At 72.2% G+C, this 17227-nt stretch carries 18 protein-coding genes and 1 pseudogene; 6 read left to right on the top strand and 13 right to left on the bottom strand.

Annotated elements, in window-relative coordinates; all coding sequences use genetic code 11:
- The 9 genes from AB0J06_RS18825 to AB0J06_RS18785 form a co-directional block, all read right to left on the bottom strand.
- Positions 1–1057, bottom strand: a 1057-nt coding sequence (locus AB0J06_RS18825) for an MCE family protein (RefSeq protein WP_357430155.1), incomplete at its 3' end; no start/stop codon positions are given.
- On the bottom strand, positions 1054–2442 hold the full coding sequence (locus AB0J06_RS18820; protein ID WP_357430153.1) for an MCE family protein: 1389 nt from the start codon (positions 2440–2442) through the stop codon (positions 1054–1056). The genes AB0J06_RS18825 and AB0J06_RS18820, both read right to left, overlap by 4 nt.
- On the bottom strand, positions 2439–3689 hold the full coding sequence (locus tag AB0J06_RS18815; protein ID WP_357430151.1) for an MCE family protein: 1251 nt from the start codon (positions 3687–3689) through the stop codon (positions 2439–2441). Before AB0J06_RS18815 ends, AB0J06_RS18820 begins: the two co-directional genes overlap by 4 nt.
- Positions 3689–4672: an MCE family protein gene (locus tag AB0J06_RS18810; protein WP_357430149.1), complete on the bottom strand. Its 984-nt coding sequence runs from the start codon at positions 4670–4672 to the stop codon at positions 3689–3691. The genes AB0J06_RS18815 and AB0J06_RS18810 overlap by 1 nt, the downstream gene beginning before the upstream one ends.
- A complete protein-coding gene (locus AB0J06_RS18805; protein WP_357430147.1) occupies positions 4669–5700 on the bottom strand; it encodes an MCE family protein in 1032 nt (343 codons plus the stop codon). The genes AB0J06_RS18810 and AB0J06_RS18805 overlap by 4 nt, the downstream gene beginning before the upstream one ends.
- Entirely contained in the window at positions 5697–6983 is a 1287-nt protein-coding gene (locus tag AB0J06_RS18800; RefSeq protein ID WP_357430145.1) for an MCE family protein, read from the bottom strand. Before AB0J06_RS18800 ends, AB0J06_RS18805 begins: the two co-directional genes overlap by 4 nt.
- 2 nt (positions 6984–6985) lie before the next feature.
- A complete protein-coding gene (locus AB0J06_RS18795) occupies positions 6986–7789 on the bottom strand; it encodes an ABC transporter permease (protein ID WP_357430143.1) in 804 nt (267 codons plus the stop codon).
- Position 7790: 1 nt separating this feature from the next.
- A complete protein-coding gene (locus AB0J06_RS18790; protein ID WP_357430141.1) occupies positions 7791–8564 on the bottom strand; it encodes an ABC transporter permease in 774 nt (257 codons plus the stop codon).
- A gap of 79 nt (positions 8565–8643) precedes the next feature.
- The gene (locus tag AB0J06_RS18785) at positions 8644–9603 is read right to left on the bottom strand and encodes an ABC transporter ATP-binding protein (RefSeq protein ID WP_357430139.1); all 960 of its coding nucleotides are present in this window, start codon (positions 9601–9603) and stop codon (positions 8644–8646) included.
- 165 nt (positions 9604–9768) lie between these two features.
- Between AB0J06_RS18785 and shbA the strand changes: the two genes are divergently transcribed.
- Positions 9769–10347, top strand: coding sequence for an RNA polymerase sigma factor ShbA (gene shbA, locus AB0J06_RS18780; RefSeq protein WP_357430137.1), 579 nt, complete (start codon positions 9769–9771; stop codon positions 10345–10347).
- Positions 10344–11213: an anti-sigma-D factor RsdA gene (locus tag AB0J06_RS18775; protein ID WP_357430135.1), complete on the top strand. Its 870-nt coding sequence runs from the start codon at positions 10344–10346 to the stop codon at positions 11211–11213. The genes shbA and AB0J06_RS18775 overlap by 4 nt, the downstream gene beginning before the upstream one ends.
- Before the next feature lie 103 nt (positions 11214–11316).
- Here the strand turns inward: AB0J06_RS18775 and AB0J06_RS18770 are convergent, their stop codons facing one another.
- The gene (locus AB0J06_RS18770) at positions 11317–11658 is read right to left on the bottom strand and encodes a DUF952 domain-containing protein (protein WP_357430133.1); all 342 of its coding nucleotides are present in this window, start codon (positions 11656–11658) and stop codon (positions 11317–11319) included.
- Positions 11659–11703: 45 nt separating this feature from the next.
- Entirely contained in the window at positions 11704–11910 is a 207-nt protein-coding gene (locus tag AB0J06_RS18765) for an RNA-binding S4 domain-containing protein (protein WP_357430131.1), read from the bottom strand.
- A gap of 201 nt (positions 11911–12111) precedes the next feature.
- Between AB0J06_RS18765 and AB0J06_RS18760 the strand changes: the two genes are divergently transcribed.
- The 3 genes from AB0J06_RS18760 to AB0J06_RS18750 all read left to right on the top strand — a co-directional run bounded on the left by AB0J06_RS18760 (position 12112) and on the right by AB0J06_RS18750 (position 15797).
- A complete protein-coding gene (locus AB0J06_RS18760; RefSeq protein WP_357430129.1) occupies positions 12112–12921 on the top strand; it encodes a hypothetical protein in 810 nt (269 codons plus the stop codon).
- A 114-nt stretch (positions 12922–13035) separates the two neighbouring features.
- Positions 13036–15090 (top strand): heavy metal translocating P-type ATPase, encoded by a 2055-nt coding sequence (locus AB0J06_RS18755; protein WP_357430127.1) that lies wholly within the window; start codon positions 13036–13038, stop codon positions 15088–15090.
- Positions 15091–15134: 44 nt separating this feature from the next.
- Positions 15135–15797, top strand: a complete 663-nt coding sequence (locus tag AB0J06_RS18750; RefSeq protein WP_357430125.1) for a phosphoribosyltransferase family protein — start codon at positions 15135–15137, stop codon at positions 15795–15797.
- A 130-nt stretch (positions 15798–15927) separates the two neighbouring features.
- On the opposite strand, the gene AB0J06_RS18745 is transcribed toward AB0J06_RS18750, so the two are convergent.
- The gene (locus AB0J06_RS18745; RefSeq protein ID WP_357430123.1) at positions 15928–16557 is read right to left on the bottom strand and encodes an alpha-ketoglutarate-dependent dioxygenase AlkB; all 630 of its coding nucleotides are present in this window, start codon (positions 16555–16557) and stop codon (positions 15928–15930) included.
- Positions 16557–16745: a hypothetical protein gene (locus AB0J06_RS18740; protein WP_357430121.1), complete on the bottom strand. Its 189-nt coding sequence runs from the start codon at positions 16743–16745 to the stop codon at positions 16557–16559. The genes AB0J06_RS18745 and AB0J06_RS18740 overlap by 1 nt, the downstream gene beginning before the upstream one ends.
- A gap of 50 nt (positions 16746–16795) precedes the next feature.
- Here AB0J06_RS18740 and AB0J06_RS18735 point away from each other — a divergent pair.
- Positions 16796–17187 (top strand): annotated as a pseudogene (locus AB0J06_RS18735) (SCO5389 family protein).
- The last annotated feature ends 40 nt before the right edge of the window (positions 17188–17227 follow it).

Raw genomic sequence — 17227 nt, 5'->3', positions numbered from 1 at the left:
CGCCCCCCGGCCGCGGCGCGTTCTGCGCGCCGCGCACCCCCGATCCGCGCGCCTCGTCGCTCGCCGCGCAGCCCTGGGCGGTGCGGTAGACGCAGGCCGGCGGATCGCTCGCGTTGACCACCAGGCCGAGGTGGACGGTGCCATCGCCGGGGGTGACCGTGAAGCCCCCCGCGACGGCCATCGGGTACACGACGAGCATCTGCTCGATGCCGGGCAGCCGCCGCGCGGCGATGCCGTTGACGGTGACGAGGTTGCCGAGCAGCGTGCCGATCGACGGGTCCAGGCCGCGCAGCAGCGCGACCAGTTCGGCGCCGGCCGGCGGTCCGGCGGCGAGCAGCCGGCGCAGGTCCGGGTCGGCCGCGCGGACCGTCTCGGCGAGTTGGGCGAGCCCCGCCGACCATCGGCGCAGCGCCTCGGCGGACTCGGCCTGCGTGGTGAGCACGGTACGACCGTCGCGGATCAGCGCGAGCGTCTCGGGCAGCGTCGCGGTCGCGTCGGCGAGCAGCGCGTCGCCGGCGTCGAGGATCCGCCCCAACGCCAGCTCGTTCCCCTCGAACGCGGTGCCGAGTTCCGTGATCAGCACGGTCAGGTCGGCGGGATTCACGGAGCGGACCAGGGCGTCCAGGTTGGCCAGCAGCGTCTCCGGCGCGAGCGGCACCCCGGTGCGGTCACGGGGGATCACCGACCCGTCGCGCAGGTACGGCCCCTCCTCACGCTCCGGTCGCAGGTCCAGGTACTGCTCGCCGACGGCCGAGCGCTGCGACACCACGGCCCGTAGGTCACTCGGCACGCGGACCCCCCGCCCCAGCCGCAGATCGGCGCGGACCCCGTCGCCCCGCAGGCTGACCGCGCCGACCCGCCCGACGGACACACCGCGGTAGGTGACCGGGGCGTTCGGGAAGATGCCGCCGGCCCGGGCGAGGTCGACGTGGACCACATAGCCGCCGCCGAGCAGGCGGTCACCGAGGCCGACGTAACGCACCCCGACATAGCTCACCCCGAGGATGCTCACCACCAGAAACGCGAGCACCTTCAGTTTCGTCGTACGTTCGATCATGGGCGGAGCCCTCCCCCCAGCACGTCGGGCAGGCCGCCGATCTGCCCGGTCACCGCGCCGGTCGGCGGTGGGGGCAGACACTCGGGCGACAGGACGGCGCCCGGCGGCAGCGCGGTGCCGGGCGGGAGAAGCGTGCCGGGCGGCACGACGCCCTTGGGTGGCACCAGCCCGCCCGGCGGAACCGGCGAGCCGGGCTTGAGCAGCACGCAGCCGGGCGGCAGCAGGCAGTCCTTCGGCGGCGTCCACTTCGGTGGGAACACGCCGGGCTTCGGCAGACACTTCGTCGGCAGCTCGGGGAGGCCCGGGACGAGACCCCCCACCGGGGGAAGCTGGGGAAGCGTCGGCGTGGCCCGCTGTGGCGGCGCGGCGCGGACCGGCGGCGGCGCGGCGGCCACCAGGTTCGCCAGGATCGACGCCGCGTCCAGGTCGGCGGTGACGGCGAGGTTCATGAAATCGCCGACGATGGCGCCGTCGGCGTTCGGCGGGAACGGGTACGAGAGCATGAAGTCCAGCGACTTCGGCAGGTCGTCGCCGGCACGCACCAGCTGTTCGAGGATCGGTTGCAGCGCCCGCACACTGGCGACCGTGTCGTCCCGGCTCCGGTTCACGACCTGCGTGCCGACCCGTCCCAGTTCACCGAGGGCGATCAGCGCGCTGGTCAGTTGGGCGCGCTGATCGGCCAGGACGGTGAGGCCGGGGGCGAGCGCGTCGACCGCGTCGCCGATGACCTGCCGCTGCCGAGCGAGGTTGCCGGTCAGCCGGTCCAGCGCCTCGACGGCCCGGACCAGATCCGCCTTCTGCTGGTCCAGACCACCGATGAAGGCGTCCAACTGGTGCAGCGCGTCGCGGGCCGCCGTCTCGCGCCCGTCGAGCGCCGTCGCCAACTCCTGGTTGATCGTCTTGAGCTGGGCGAGGCCGCCGCCGTTGAGCAGCAGCCCGAGGGCGGCCAGCACTTCCTCCACCTCCGCGCCCCGCTTCGTGCGTGACAACGGGATGACGTCGCCGTCGGCGAGTTGAGCCCGCGCCGCCCCGCCCGACGGCGCTGCCAGCGCCACGTACTTCTCCCCCAGCAGACTGCTCTGCCGCACCGCCGCGGTCGCGTTGGCCGGGAGGCGGACCTTCCGGTCGATGCGCAGCCGGGTCCGCGCCGTCCACCCGGAGAGCGAGATCTTCTCCACGCTGCCCACGGTGACGTCGTCGACCTTGACGGCGGCCTGCGGCACCAGATCGAGCACGTCGGTGAACTCGACGTTGATCTCGTAGCCCACGCCGGAGGGAGCCCCGCCGGGCAGCGGCAGGTCGGCCAGGTTGGGCAGACCGCAGCCGGTGGGGATCAGCACCACCACGGCGGTGCAGCCCAGTACGCGCCGGATCCGGCCCCTCATGACCGGCCCCGCAGAATGCCGCCGAGCGTGGGATCGACGGCACCGGCCGGCGCCGGAGCGGGCGCCATTCCGGACACGCCCGGCGCGGACGGCGGCGCGGCGTCATCCGGTGGGACCGTACCGGCCGCGGGGGTGCCGGGCGGCAGCTTGAGCAGCTTGCGCAGCTGGTCGGTCATCGGCAGGCGCTTCGCGTGCAGCGTCTGCGCCAGTGCGAGGCACTTGGCCGGCACCTGCGCCGCCGGAAGCAGGTCCACCATCAGCGAGCAGACGAAACTGGCCGGATCGTACGGGCCCATCGCGTTGTCGCGGGTGTCCAGCGTGCCCGATCGGGGGTTGTAGGAGAGGTTGAGATTGGACAGGGTCAACGGGGCTACGTCCAGGATGTCGATGACGGCCTTCTGTTGCCGGACCAGCACTCCGGTGATGTCCGCCAACGCGTCCACGTTGGACGTGAGCGCGCCGCGGTTCTGTTTGACGAACGTGGTCACGTCGGCCAGGGCGGTGGCGAGGTTGCGCAGCGCGGCGGCCAGTTCGTCACGCTCCCCGGCGAGCTGCTCCGCCACGCCGGCGAGCTGCTGGTTGAAGCTGCGCACCTGCTGGTCGCTGCGGGCCAGCGCGGTGGTGAACCGCTGCAGGTTGGCGACGGAGCCGAAGAGATCCTGCCGGCCGTCGGCGAGCGTCGTGAGCGCCTGGGACAGCCCACCCAGCGCGTCGTGCAGCGCGGCGCCGTTCCCCGCCAGGTTGGCCCGGCCGGTCGCGACCAGGTCGGAGAGCGCCCCGTCGGAGTTCGCCCCCTGCGGTCCCAGCGCCCGGTTGAACTCGTCGAGCGCCCGGTAGATGTCGTCGATCTCCATCGGCGACGCCGTCCGGCCCACCGGCAGCTCGGCGCGGTCGGCCAGTGCGGCCCCACCCGAATACGCGGGGGTGAGCTGCACGTACCGGTCGCTGACCACGCTGGGCGGGACGATGAGCGCCTGCGCGTCGGCCGGGATGTCGACCCCCGGGTCGTAGCGCATCGCCACCCGCACCGTGCGCCCCTGCGGAACCACGGCCACGACCTCGCCGATCCGCACGCCCAGCACCCGCACGTCGGAGCCGGCGTGCACGCCGACCGCGCGGTCGAAGTACGCCACGAGCTCCCGCTGCGGCGTGCCGTGCCGCCACAGCACGCCGCCGGTCGCCGCGGCGAGCAGCAGCGCCGTCCCGGCGGCGACCCGACGCCGCCACCGCCGCTTCGGACCGGGCATCAGCGACCTCCCGTGGTCGGCTGGAAGGGCTGCAGCAGCCCGTCGACGTACGAGTCGAACCAGCGGCCGTTGCCCACGACGTTGGCGAACGCGGTGACGAACGGCGCCATGCGCTGGATGGTCTTCTCCAGGTTGTCGCGGTTGCGCTGCAGGATGGCGACGACCTCGCGCAGCTGCCGCAGCGCCGGCTGCAGCTGGGCGCGGTTCTCGGCGACCAGTCCGGAGAGCTGCCTCGCCAACTCGTCCGTCCCGACCAGCAGGTTGTGGATGGCGTCGCGGCGTCGGCTCACCTCGCCCAGCAACGCGTCCCCGTCGGCGACGAGCTTGCGGAACTCCTCGTCGCGGGTGGCGAGCACGCCGGTCACGGTGCGCGCCCGGGCGAGCAGCGCGCGCAGCTCGGCGTCGCGTCCGGCGATCGTCCGGGACAGTCGGGAGAGCCCGGCCAGCGACGAGTTGACGCTCGCCGGTGTGTCAGCGAAGGTCTGCGACAGCGTGGTGAACGCGGCGGCGAGCTGGGTCGTGTCGATCTGGTCGATGGTGTCGGCCAGCCCGGTGACCGCCTGCATCACGTCGAACGGTGACGCCGTGCGGCTGAGCGGGATCTGCGCCCCCTCGCGCATCCGCCCCGCCCCGGTCGGCGTCAACGCCAGATACTTCTGGCCCAGCACCGTCTTGATCCGGATGGTCGCGCCGGTCTCCCGCCCCAGCCGCACATCGTCGTCGTCGAGGCGGAACCGCACCCGCACGTACGGCTCCCCGCCGCGGGCGAGTTCCACCCCGGTCACCTTGCCGACCCGCACCCCGGCGACCCGCACCTCGTTGCCGGACGTCAGGCCGCTCGCGTCCCGGAAGGCCGCCTGGTACGACCGGCCGGTCAGCGCCGCCACCTGATCGAGCTGGAAGGCGGCGAACACCACTCCCGCGAGCACCGCCAGGCCGATCGCGCCGATGACGACCGGATTGCGTTCCCGGAACGGCTTCACCGGGCACCTCCCGCACCGCAGCGGGCGGCCGGCGCGCTGAACGTGGCAGGGTTCAGCGATTGCCCGCCGGCCACGACCCGACCGTCGAAGTCGCAGAGGTAGAAGTTGAACCAGGACCCGTACGAGGCGACCCGGGTCAGCGCCTCATACCGCTGCGGCAGCCGCCCGAGCGTCCCGTCGATCACGGCCGAGTTGCGGTTGAGCGTGGCGGCGAGGCCGTCCAGGGCGCGCACGTCGGCGGCGAGCGCCGGTCGGGCGTCGCGCAGCAGCGACGCGGTCGCCCCGGTGAGGTCGCCGAGGTTGGTCAGGGCGTCACCGATCGCGGTGCGGTCGCCGGCCAGACCCGAGACGAACTGCTGGAGCTGGCTGATCGTCTGGTCGAGGTTCTTGTCCCGGGTGGCCAGGGTCGCCAGGACGCTGTTGAGGTTGGTGATGACCCGGCCGATGACCGCGTCCCGGTCGGCGAGCGTGTTGGTCAGCGACGCGGTGCGCTGCAGCAGGCTGGCGACCGTGCCCCCCTCGCCCTGCAGCACCTGGATGATCTCGTACGCCAGCTTGTTGACGTCGCCGGGCGTCAGCGCGGTGAAGAGCGGACGGAACCCGTTGAAGAGCGCGGTCAGGTCCAGCGCGGGGGTGGTCTGGGCGAGCGGGATCAGCGCGTTCGCCCGCAACGACCGTCCATCCCCCGGCCCCTCGCTCAGCGCCACGTACCGCTGACCCACCAGGTTGCGGTACCGGATCTTGGCGCGGACGCTGGTTGCCAGCGGCACCTCGGGCTCGACCGTGAAGGCCACCTCGGCGAGGGCGTTGTCCACCACCCGGATGCGGCTGACCTGCCCCACCCGGACCCCGGCGATGCGCACGTCGTCGCCGGGGAGCAACCCGGTGACGTCGGTGAACCGGGCACGGTAGGTGACGCCGCCGGAGCCGAGCGAGCCGAGAGTCTGCGCGAGCAGCCCGGTCAGCAGCAGCGTCACCGCGGCGAAGACCATCAGCTTGATCAGGGGTGCGATCGTCTTCCCGGTCATGGCACGTTCACCACCGCTCCACGCAGCAGCGGGCCCCAGAGCAGGACCGCGATGTCCGGGACCTCCACCGGAGGTATACCGGTCACGGCCCCCACCAGTGGTTTGACCAGTGCCTTCTCCTCGTTCGTGGCCGCGTAACCCATCGCCGGCAGAGGCGCCCCCGCCGGCACGGCGGGCACCACCCCGACCGGGAGCTTCACGGCCGGCCGCGCCGCGCCGTAGTCGTACCCGTCGTTGATCGGTAGCTCCGGCGCGGGGACCGGCGGGCCGGGCAGGTGCCGGCAGTCCGGGCCGTTCTTCGCGCCGTAGACGGGCTCGTCGCGGCCCCGCTCGTACTTGCCGCCGTCCTTGGTCACCTCCAAGGTGATCCGCATCCGGCCACCGGCGAAGACCTCCTCGACGCGCGGTTGCAGGGTCACCAGACCGCGCATCAGGCACGGGTACTCGGGGGCGTACGCGGCCAGCAGCTGCAGCACCGGGCGGCTCACCGAACCGAGTTGGATGATCTGGTCGCCGTGCCGGTTGAGGAAGCCGCGGGTCACGTCGGCCGCGTCGGTCGTCTCGGCGAGGAACGCGGCGAGCTGCGTGCGCTGGTCGGTGACCGTACGGGCGGTGACGGTGACGTCGCGCAGCAGGGCGAGCAGTTCCGGCAGCGCGCTGTCGTAGCTGTCGAGCACGGCGGCGAGCTTGCGGACGTCCTCCGCGATGGTCGGCATCGCCGGGTTGAGCTCGCGCAGATAGTCGTTGAGCCGCACCAGGTTCGCCCCGAGCTGGTCACCGCGCCCCTCGACGGCTGCGGCGAGCGCGGCCAGCGTCGCGGCGAGCTTGTCGGGTTGGATCGCCTGCAGCAGCGGCAGCGCCTCGTCGAAGACGCGTTCGAGCTCGACGGCCGTGCGGCTGCGATCCTGGGTGATGACCGCGCCGTCGCGGATCGGCCGGCCCGTGCTCCCCGACCCCGGGACGAGCTCGACGTACCGCTCGCCGAAGAGCGTCTTCGGCAGCAGTCGCGCGGTGACGTCGGCCGGGATCTGCGGAATCAGCGCGGGGTCGAGCGCCAACCGCAGCCGCGCGCCGCGACCGTCGCTGTTGACCGAGCGGACGTCACCGACGATGACGCCACGTACCTTCACCTCGGCCCCGTCGCTGAGCTGCAGGCCGGCGCGGTCGGCGCGCAGTGTGACCCAGGCGACCGGGGTGAAGGCCCGACGGTACTGCAGCACGGAGGCGGTCAGCGCCGCCGTGAGCAGTGCGACGAAGACGATGCCGAGAATGCGATGCCTCATGCTCACCCCGCGATCCGGACAGTGGTGGTCGCGCCCCAGATGGCCAGCGACAGGAAGAAGTCGACGACGTTGACCGCGACGATCGCCAGCCGTACGGCACGGCCGACCGCCACGCCGACGCCGGCCGGTCCGCCGCTGGCGGTGTAGCCGTAGTAGCAGTGCACCAGCACCACGATCACGCTGAAGACCAACACCTTGGCGAAGGACCACAGCACGTCGACCGGGGGCAGGAAGAGGTGGAAGTAGTAGTCGTACGTGCCGGCTGATTGTCCGAAGTAGACGACCGCGATGGTCCGGGTGGCCAGATAGCTGGCGAGCAGGCCGACCACGTACAGCGGGATGACCGCGATGAATCCGGCGATCATCCGGGTGGTGACGAGGAACGGCAGCGACGGGATTCCCATCACCTCGAGCGCGTCGACCTCCTCTGAGATGCGCATCGCGCCGAGTTGGGCGGTGAACCCGCATCCGACGGTGGCCGACAACGCCAGCGCCGCCACCAGCGGCGAGATCTCGCGGGTGTTGAAGTAGGCCGAGATGAAGCCGGTGAACGCGCTGCTGCCGATCTGGTTGAGCGCCTGGTAGCCCTGGAGACCGACCTCGGTGCCGGTGAAGAAGGTCAGGAAACAGATCACCCCGACCGTGCCACCGGCCATGGCGAGCGCCCCCGAGCCGAAGCTCACCTCGGCGAGCAGCCGCACCACCTCGCGTTTGTAGCGGCGCACCGTGCGCGGCGCCCAGGCGAACGCACGCAGGTAGAAGGAGAGCTGCTCGCCCATCGCGTCCAGGAATCTCAGCACCGCCATCTCACGTCCCCTTCTGCGGCACGACCTGGAAGTACACGGCGGTGATGACGAAGTTGATCGCGAACAGCAGCATGAAGGTGATGACCACGCTCTGGTTGACCGCGTCGCCCACGCCCTTCGGGCCGCCGCGGGCCGTCATCCCCTTGTACGAGGCCACCAACGCGGCGACCGCACCGAAGAGCAACGCCTTGATCTCTCCCACCACGAGATCCGGCAACTGTCCCAACGCCTGGAAGCTCGCGAGATAGGCGCCGGGCGTGCCGCCCTGCATCACCACGTTGAAGAAGTAGCCGCCGGAGACACCGACGACGTTGACCAGGCCGTTGAGCAGGATCGCGACCAGCATCGTGGCGACCACCCGGGGCACCACGAGGCGGTGGATCGGGTCGATGCCGAGCACCTCCATCGCGTCCAGCTCCTCGCGGATCTTCCGGGAGCCCAGGTCCGCGCAGATCGCCGAGCCGCCCGCCCCCGCGATGATCAGCGCGGTCACGATCGGGCCGGCCTCCCGGACCACCGCGAGCACCGAGGCCGCGCCGGTGAACGACTGCGCGCCGAGCTGCCGGACCAGCGAGCCGAGCTGCAGCGCGATGACCGCGCCGAACGGGATCGAGACGAGCGCGGCCGGCAGGATCGACACCGAGCTGATGAACCAGGCCTGCTGCACGAACTCGCGCACCTGGAACGGTCGACGGCCCAGGCCGCGCAGCGCATCCAGGCAGAACGCGAAGAACGTCCCTGCCTGCCCGAGACCCGCCGCCACCCGCCCGCTCATGGCGCCACCGTTTCGTTCGTGACTGCCCGTGCCTCAGCCGCCGCGAGCGGCGGAACGGCCGCACGCTCACTCCTCGCGCTCACCGGGCAACCCCCGCGGGCGTCTGGTGCCCGAACGACCCCGGCGGCGGCGTGACCCCGTTCTGCCAGCACCATTCGCCGGCCACGCGCTCGCGGCGACGCCGCCGGCCGTCCGAGGGGCGCAGCTGCGGCGGGATCGGGGGCAGCGGCGGCAACTCCACTCCGGACGCCGCCTCGGCCTGCAGCTCTTCGGCGTCCTTCTCCTCGGCCATCCCGATCGGGCCGACGCGCTGCGCGTTGAGGAACTGCCGGACGACCGGTTCGGTGCTCGACAGCAGCATCTCCCGCGGCCCGAACATCGCCAGGTGGCCGTGGTAGATCAGGCCGATGTTGTCCGGCACGGTCCGGGCGGTGTTGATGTCGTGCGTGACGATCAGGAACGTCGCGTCGGTCTGCTGGTTGAGGTCGATGATGAGCTGGTTGAGGTAGGCGGTGCGGACCGGGTCCAGACCGGAGTCGGGCTCGTCGAAGAGGATGATCTCGGGGTCCAGCACGAGGGCGCGGGCCAGACCGGCGCGTTTGCGCATGCCGCCGGAGATCTGCCCGGGGAGCTTCTCCTCCGCGCCGACCAGCCCGACCATGTCGAGCTTCTGGTACACGATGCTCTTGATCTTCGACTCGGACTTCTTCGTGTGCTCGCGCAGCGGGAACGCCACGTTGTCGTAGATGTTCATCGAGCCGAAGAGCGCGCCGTCCTGGAACAGCACCCCGAACAGCTTGCGGACCTCGTACAGGGCGCGCTCGGAGAGGCGGGGCAGATCCTGGTTCTCGATCACGATCGAACCCCGGTCCGGTTTGAGCAGTCCGACGAGGGTCTTGAGAAACACGGACTTGCCGGTCCCGGAGGGGCCGAGCAGGACCGAGATCTCGCCGGCCGGCAGGGTCAGGCTCACGTCCGCCCAGACCGGCTGGCCACCGAAGGACTTCGTCAGCCCGTCGACCCGTACCTCGACACCCACCGGCTCCTCCTGCCCGCTGTCGTTGCAAGAGACATCGCGGTTGGACGGTCCGGCGTAACAATGTTTTTGCGTGATCACATGATCACTAAGAGTGCACTGGTGAAATGCCACGGACACCGATACGGTGCGATTAACCCGCCGGTAACGAAGGTGTGCCTCAAAGTCATGACCGCAGCTGTCGAGCCAGACCTCGTCCGCCGGGCCGCCCAGCGCGACCCGGCCGCGACGGCCGCGTTGCTCGTCGAGATCCGTCCCGGGCTGGTCCGGTACTGCCGGGCGCGGTTGGGGCGGATCGGCGGCGCGTACACGACGGCGGACGACGTCGCGCAGGAGGTCTGCCTGGCGGTGTTCCGGGCGCTCCCCCGCTATCGCGAACAGGGCAGCCCGTTCTCCGCGTTCGTCTACGGCATCGCGGCGCACAAGGTCGCCGACGCGCAGCGGGCCGCGATCCGCGACTCCGCGGTCACCCCCACCGACACGTATCTGGAACGCCCGGATGCCGCTCCCGGGCCCGAACAGCAGGCCCTCGCCACCGACCTCGCCCGGCGCCTCTCCGTCCTGCTCGGTCACCTCACGGCAACCCAGCGGGAGATCATCATCCTGCGCGTCGCGGTCGGCCTCCCCGCCGACGAGGTCGGGGCGGTCGTCGGCATGTCGGCCGCCGCCGTACGGGTCACCCAGTCCCGCGCCCTCGCCCGGCTCCGTACGCTGGCCGGCGACACACTTGACGAGGTGGCGGCATGAGTGAGAATCAGCCGACGCGCCGAGAGCCGTCGATCGACCTGGCCACGATCACCGCCGACGACCTGCTGCTCGACGCGCTCGCGGCGGGTGCCCTCCACCCCGGCGACGACGCGCCAGCCGGCGATGACATGACGGCGATGCTGGCGGCGTGGCGTGCCGAGATCAGCGCCGACGAACCGTCCGCGGAACGCGACGCGGAGCTGATCCGGGCGGCCATCGCCGTCGCCGAAGAGACGCGGCTGCCCGCGCGGCCCCAGTCCGTCCGGATCGGACGGCGACTCCTCGGGGCCGCCGCCGCGGTGGTCATCGCCGCCGGACTCGCGCTCGGCGGCAACCATGCCGGACCGACCAGCCCACTGTGGCCGATCGCCAAGGTGGTGAATCCGCAGCAGGCCGAGGTACGCGCCGCCGAGTACGCGATCGAGCAGGCCCGTGCGGCCGCGCTGGCGGGACGGCTCGACGCGGCCCGGCGCCTGCTCGACGAGGCGCGGACGCACGTGACCCGGGTCAGGGACCCCGCCGTGGCGACCCGGCTCCGCACCGATATGGAGTCCGTGCTGCGCGACGTGCCCGGCATGACGCCGCCATTGCCCGTCGCCACACCGCCGGCGCCCGTCGCCACACCGGCGCCACCCGCGGGCCCGGTCGGCACGCTGCCCCCCGGGGCCGTGCCGCCACCCGTACCCGGCGGCGCCCCCGCGACCACCAGGATCACCCCCGCACCGGAGGCGCCCGCCCCCGATCGGCGGGTGAACCCGGAGAACGGGCCCGCGCTGCCCGTTCCCACGCTGCTGCCCGCACCGGAGCCGTCGTCGTTGCTGTCCTCGCTGCCGGACCTGCCGCTGCCGACCCGCCTGCTCGGATAGCGCGCCGGTCCGGCGCACCCGGGTCGCAGCACGCCGGCGATCGCGACGAGCCCGGCTCGGCCTGTCCGGCGGGCCTCTTCGCGATCACCCGCGACCGGTGGCCCTACCGGGCGACCAGCGCGGCGACCGCGTCAGGGACCGGCACGTCCGCGGGCAGGAGATCCACCGCCGCGACGGCGGCGACCGGCAGCGCCCCGTAGATGTGCGGGAAGAGGGCGCCGCCCCGCGACTCCTCCCAGCGCAACTCCTCCCCCAGCCGGTCCGGGTCGACCGTGAGCAGCACCAGTCCGGTCTCCCCGGCGAAGTGTCGGGCGGCGGTCTCCACCACCTGCTCCCGCCCCGAGAGATGGATGAACCCGTCCCGCCGGTCCACCGCGGACCCCTCGTAGCCACCGGCCGCCTCCGCCGCGGACCACTCGGTCGCCGGCAACAGCTTGTAGATCATGTGGTGTCACTACCGGCCGTCTTCGCGGCCCGGCGCGCCATCCGATCACGCGACACGCATCCGCTCCCCGTCCACCGTGACCACGTCGCCGCGGCGCAACTGCCGCCCACGCCGCACATCCACCTCGCCGTTGATCAGGATCTCGCCGGCCGCGATCCGCGTCTTGGCCTCGCCACCGGACTCCATCACCCCGATCAGCTTGAGGAACTGCCCGAGCCGGATCGAGTCCCCGTCGATGATGACCTCTCTCATGAGCTCATCATGCCGGTACGGCCGCCGACCCCCACGGCCGGCGGCTGACGCGCGGCACGCGGCGCGTACTCCCGCAAGCGACCCCGCTGCCGACCCCGGACGCCGACGCGGGCCGCTTCCGCCGAGTTTCGCCCGCTCCGCCACCCGGGCGACCGTGACGGCCTACGCTGTGTACCGCACCCCCGTGTACGAGGAGGACGGGTGCGCCAACCACGACCGTTACGCGGCACCGCCACCGATGAGCCGTGGTTGATCATCGATCACGAGGTCCTCCGTGGGGTGTCGTTCGCCGGCGCGAAACTACTGACCTTCACCGCGGTCGGGTCGCGCTTCGACAACTGCGTGTTCGAGGGCGTCAGCGTCGACGACGCGGAACTGGCCGCCGGCGCCGACCGCTCGGAATACACGGACTGCGTGTTCGAGGGGGTCCGACTGGGCCGGATCCACGCCGGGGTCGCGCGTTTCATCCGCTGCTCGTTCCGGAACGTGCGGCTGCGCAACTGGCGATGGGGGGCGGTGGACCTCATCGACTGCACCTTCAGCGGCGTGCTGCGCAGTTCACTGATCTCGGGGCGGGTGCCCGACGAGCATCGCAGCGCCGTCGGTCGGGACAGCACCGTCATCAGCGGCAACGACTTCCGTAGGCTGACGATGCCGGGGGTGGAGTTCGTGGGCGGCGTCGACCTCTCCCGGCAGCGGATGCCCCGATCCTCTGCCTACCTCTACCTCCGTGACGCCGCATCGGCCCTGTCGATAGCCGAGACCGCGCTGCAGGGGTGCCCCGCGGAGCTCCGCGACGGGGTGGGGCTTCGGCTGCGCCGGATCAGGAACCTGCTCGACGGGGGCCAGCGACAGGTGTGGATCACGAGTAAGCGGTTCTTCGGCGGGCGACCGGACGCGGCCCGGTGGTTGGTCGGCCTCTGGCACGCGGCAGGGCAACTGCCGGACCCGCCGGACGAGCCGGCATACGGGCGGCCCCGGTCCGCCGTGCCGATGCATCTCATGAGCTGACGCGCGGACGCTCACACCCCGCGCCATGGTGGGACCGTCTCCGGCTGCGACCGGGCGCCCCGACTGGCTGCCGTGGCCCGACCATTACCCCTCCGCCCGAAGGGGGCGACGGAGATGCGCCGCAGTCCGGGGCACGACACGCATGCCGGGCACGACCCGGAGATGTTCCGGCGGCGGTTCTGGCTGTGCCTGGCGCTGACGCTGCCGATCGTGGCCACCAGTCACATGGTGATGGACCGGCTGGGTTACTCGCTGCGCTTTCCCGGCATGTCCTGGATCGGACCGGGCCTCGGTTCCGTCGTGTTCTTCTACGGTGGCCGGCCGTTCCTGGTCGGCGGTGTACGGGAGCTGCGCGATCGGGCGCCGGGCATGATGCTGCTCATCGGCATGGCGATCTCGGTGGCCTACCTCGCCTCCCTCGCCACCACGTTCCGGGTTTTCCAGCTGGATTTCTGGTGGGAGCTCGCCGCCCTGGTCACCATCATGCTGCTCGGACACTGGCAGGAGATGAAGGCGATCGGTCAGGCGCAGGGCGCGCTGGCGGCGCTCGCCGCGCTCCTGCCCGACGAGGCCGAACGCGTCACCCCGGGCGGTGGGGTGGAGCGGGTCCAGGTGAGCGGCCTGCACGTCGGTGACGTGGTTCTGGTCCGTCCCGGCGCCCGGGTGCCGGCGGACGGCCACCTCGTCGAGGGCGCCGCGGAGCTCGACCAATCGATGATCACGGGGGAATCGCGTCCGGTCGCCCGGGGCGTCGGCGATCGCGTCGTCACCGGCAGCGTGGCGACGGATTCGGCGATCCGCCTTCAGGTCGACGCGGTCGGTGAGGACACCGCTCTGGCCGGCATCCAACGGCTCGTCGCCCAGGCGCAGCAGTCCCGGGGGCGCGCCCAGCTCCTCGCCGACCGGTTCGCCGCCGTGCTGTTCTACGTCGCCACCGCGACCGCTGTGGTCACCTTCGTGGTCTGGTCGGCGCTCGGCGACCTCAACCAGGCCGTCGTCCGTACCGTGACGGTGCTGGTGATCGCCTGCCCGCACGCCCTCGGTCTGGCCATCCCACTGGTGGTCGCGCTCTCCACCGCCGTGGCCGCCAGGGCCGGCGTCCTGATCCGGGACCGGACCGCGCTGGAACGGATGCGCACGATCGACGCCGTGCTCTTCGACAAGACCGGCACCCTCACCAAGGGGTCCCACAGGGTGACCGCCGTCGCGCCCGCCACCGGTACCGCCGAGGACGAGCTGTTGCGGCTGGCCGGCGCGGTGGAGGGCGACAGTGAGCATCCGCTCGCGCGGGCGATCGTGACCGCCGCCGGGGAGCCCGGGCGCGAACCGGGGGCGACCGACTTCCGGTCGTTGCCGGGGCGCGGGGTTCAGGCGAGGGTCGACGGCGCCGGCTACGCGGTCGGCGGTCCGTCCCTCCTGCGTGACCTGCGCGCCGAGTGCCCTGACGAGCTCACGACGCGCGCGCACGAGTGGTCGGCGCGCGGTGCGGCGGTGCTCTACCTGGTGCGGCTGGACGAAAACGGCCCGGCACGGGTGCTCGGCGCGATCGCGCTGGAGGACGAGGTACGGCCGGAAGCGGCACAGGCGATCGCGCAGCTGCGTCAGCAGGGGGTGCGGAAGATCGCGATGATCACCGGTGACGCCCGGCCGGTCGCCGAGGCGGTCGCCGCCCAGCTGGGCTTCCGGCCGGGCGTGGACGAGGTGTTCGCCGAGGTGCTGCCGGCGGACAAGGACGACACCGTCGCGGAGCTGCAGGCCCGCGGCCAGCTCGTGGCAATGGTCGGCGACGGGGTGAACGACGCTCCGGCCCTGGCCCGGGCCACCGTCGGGATCGCGATCGGCGCCGGCACCGACGTCGCCATGGAGTCCGCCGGGGTGGTCCTGGCCTCGTCCGACCCGCGCGGCGTCACCGCGATCATCCGCCTGTCCCGGGCCGCCTACCGCAAGATGATCCAGAATCTGGCCTGGGCCGCGGGATACAACGTCGTCGCGCTCCCGCTCGCCGCCGGGGTGCTGGCCCGGGCTGAAATCGCACTCAGTCCGGCGGCCGCCGCCGTGCTGATGTCCGCCTCGACCATCGTGGTGGCGCTCAACGCTCAACTGCTGCGCCGGGTCCAGCTCGCGCCGACCGAGCAGGAGCCCGGGTTTGCGGGCCGTCACGGCGGGTAGGCGGGGCGTCTCCGGCGACGGGCGCAGGGAAGAGGGCAGCAGAGATGCAACCTGACGAGTTCGAGGCGTTCCAGGACCGTCGGGAGGCCGGACGAGCCCTCGCCCGGCAGGTCGCCGCCCGTCTCGAGGAGGTCGACGGCGCGGGCCGGCCGCTGGTGCTGGCGCTCCCACGCGGTGGTCTGCCGATCGGGCAGGAGATCGCGACGCGGGTGGACGGCGAGCTGGACATCGCCGTGGCACGCAAGATCGGGCTGCCGGACCAGCCGGAGTTCGGGATCGGGGCGGTGACCGCCGACGGACCGCCGCTGTTCAACGAGGCGGTGCTGCGGCAGGTCGGCCTGACGGAGTCGGATCTGGTTCCGCACGTGGCGCGCGAGCGGGAGGAGGCGCGGCGCCGCCTACGGCGTTACCGCCACGATCGTGAGCTGCCGCGGATCGCGGACCGCACCGTCATCGTCGCCGACGACGGACTCGCCACGGGGGTCACCGCGATGGCCGCGCTGCGCGAGGTACGCGCCAAGGGGCCGAGACAGTTGATGTTCGCCGCTCCGGTCTGCGCCAGGGAGGCCACCCAGCTGCTGTTGCGCGAGGCGGACACGGTGCTCTGCGTGCACGTACCCGAGCGGTTCTCCGCCGTCGGCGCCTGGTACCACGACTTCGAGCAGCTCAGCGACGACGAGGTCGAGGCGGCGCTGGCGGAGGCGTAAATCGGGGCGCCCGGTGGCGTCGAGCCGCGACGCGGTCATTGGCGTCCGTGCCGACACGGCAGCTTCAGCGACGGCTCCCCCGCGCGGCGTACGCGAGGATGCCCACCGTCGCGCGCCGGAGTAATTCAGGTCATAACGCGGATCCGTCGGGCGGCGGGTGGTCACCGGGCGGGGCCGTGGGCGAGACCGACGGGCGGGGCGTGCCGCGCAGCATCCGGAACGTGATCGAGTACCGCAGGTCGGTGACGGCCGGGATGCTGTGCTGCCACGTGGAGCGCGACGCGCCGCCGAGCACGTACGCCGAGCGGGGGGCGAGGGGCAGCTCGTAGACCCGGCGTTCCTCGCCCATCCGGCGCTGGAAGCGCAGCAGACACGGGGACCCGAGGGAAAGCCCGACGACGGTCGGGCCGAAGGCCGGCGCGTCGCGGTGCCAACCGATGACCGCTCCGGGCGGGTACCGGGTGACCAGCGCCTGGGCGAGCAGCTCGGCCTCGATCGCGACGAGCGTGGCGCACCGCTCGCGCACCCATTCCAGGGTCGGCGGGAGGGCATCGGCGCGGGTGAGCTGGAACGATCCGTAGTCGTAGTCGAAGCCGAAGTGCCGGACCGTGCGGCGGGCCACCTGCCCGTGCATCTCCACGTCGCGCAGTTCGAGCGCGGTGAGGACCGCGAGCAGGGCGCGCTCTTCGTCCGCGTCGATCAGATCCGGCTGATAGACCAGGCCTGCCGGCCGCTCCTGGACGCCGCGCATCCGTCCCATCACGCCGAGCGTAAACGCGATCCCCGGCCGGTGCGCCGCAAACGGCGGCCAGGGCGCCACACGGCGCTGACCTGCCACTGGATCAACTGGCGCAGCACGTCGGAGGTCGCCACGGCGGACGGGGACCACCCGGCGGGCTGATCGATATTGATAATCATCACCATATCGTGATGCGCTGGATTGGTCACCGAGCGCCACCTCCGGCGGTGGCGATATCGACTCCGATCCGAGGAGGACCGTGTCTCTCACCGTCCCCACCGCGCTGCTGGAGGCCGCCGAACGCGGTTCCGTCGACCACGAGGCGTTCATCGCGTGCGTCCGCGATTCGCTGCCCTACGCCTGGCAGACCGGAGCCAGGTGGTCACCGAGCTCGACTCGGCCGATGGCGACTTCGCCGACAACCTCATCCCGCCGCCGACCGAGGCCGAGCGCGGCCAACTGCTGCGCGCGCTGGCCAGCGACGCCATCCGGACCGGGCTGGAGCGGCACTTCGGCGTGAAGCTGGCCTTCCAGAACTGCCACCGCGTCGCCGCCTTCCGCCCCGCCGCCGTCGACACCGACGCCTACCGCCGCTTCATCTCGCCGCGTGGACAACTGCTCAACCAGTCCCCCGAGCTGCGTGACTGCTGACGTCGACGCGGAACCCCGGCGGGCGGAACGGGTGGCGGTG

Source organism: Micromonospora sp. NPDC049679, from assembly GCF_040659735.1.
GTDB lineage: Bacteria > Actinomycetota > Actinomycetes > Mycobacteriales > Micromonosporaceae > Micromonospora_I.
This window is presented reverse-complemented; position numbering and strand designations above follow the sequence as displayed.

Bases quoted from the DNA above. Each gene is read 5' to 3' on its own strand.
- AB0J06_RS18775 (WP_357430135.1), top strand. From the start codon at position 10,344: ATGAGTGAGAATCAGCCGACGCGCCGAGAGCCGTCGATCGACCTGGCC.
- AB0J06_RS18750 (WP_357430125.1), top strand. From the start codon at position 15,135: ATGCAACCTGACGAGTTCGAGGCGTTCCAGGACCGTCGGGAGGCCGGA.
- AB0J06_RS18755 (WP_357430127.1), top strand. From the start codon at position 13,036: ATGCGCCGCAGTCCGGGGCACGACACGCATGCCGGGCACGACCCGGAG.
- AB0J06_RS18820 (WP_357430153.1), bottom strand. From the start codon at position 2,442: ATGAGGGGCCGGATCCGGCGCGTACTGGGCTGCACCGCCGTGGTGGTG.
- AB0J06_RS18765 (WP_357430131.1), bottom strand. From the start codon at position 11,910: ATGAGAGAGGTCATCATCGACGGGGACTCGATCCGGCTCGGGCAGTTC.
- AB0J06_RS18815 (WP_357430151.1), bottom strand. From the start codon at position 3,689: ATGCCCGGTCCGAAGCGGCGGTGGCGGCGTCGGGTCGCCGCCGGGACG.
- AB0J06_RS18805 (WP_357430147.1), bottom strand. From the start codon at position 5,700: ATGACCGGGAAGACGATCGCACCCCTGATCAAGCTGATGGTCTTCGCC.
- shbA (WP_357430137.1), top strand. From the start codon at position 9,769: ATGACCGCAGCTGTCGAGCCAGACCTCGTCCGCCGGGCCGCCCAGCGC.
- AB0J06_RS18745 (WP_357430123.1), bottom strand. From the start codon at position 16,557: ATGGGACGGATGCGCGGCGTCCAGGAGCGGCCGGCAGGCCTGGTCTAT.
- AB0J06_RS18770 (WP_357430133.1), bottom strand. From the start codon at position 11,658: ATGATCTACAAGCTGTTGCCGGCGACCGAGTGGTCCGCGGCGGAGGCG.
- AB0J06_RS18795 (WP_357430143.1), bottom strand. From the start codon at position 7,789: ATGGCGGTGCTGAGATTCCTGGACGCGATGGGCGAGCAGCTCTCCTTC.
- AB0J06_RS18790 (WP_357430141.1), bottom strand. From the start codon at position 8,564: ATGAGCGGGCGGGTGGCGGCGGGTCTCGGGCAGGCAGGGACGTTCTTC.
- AB0J06_RS18800 (WP_357430145.1), bottom strand. From the start codon at position 6,983: ATGAGGCATCGCATTCTCGGCATCGTCTTCGTCGCACTGCTCACGGCG.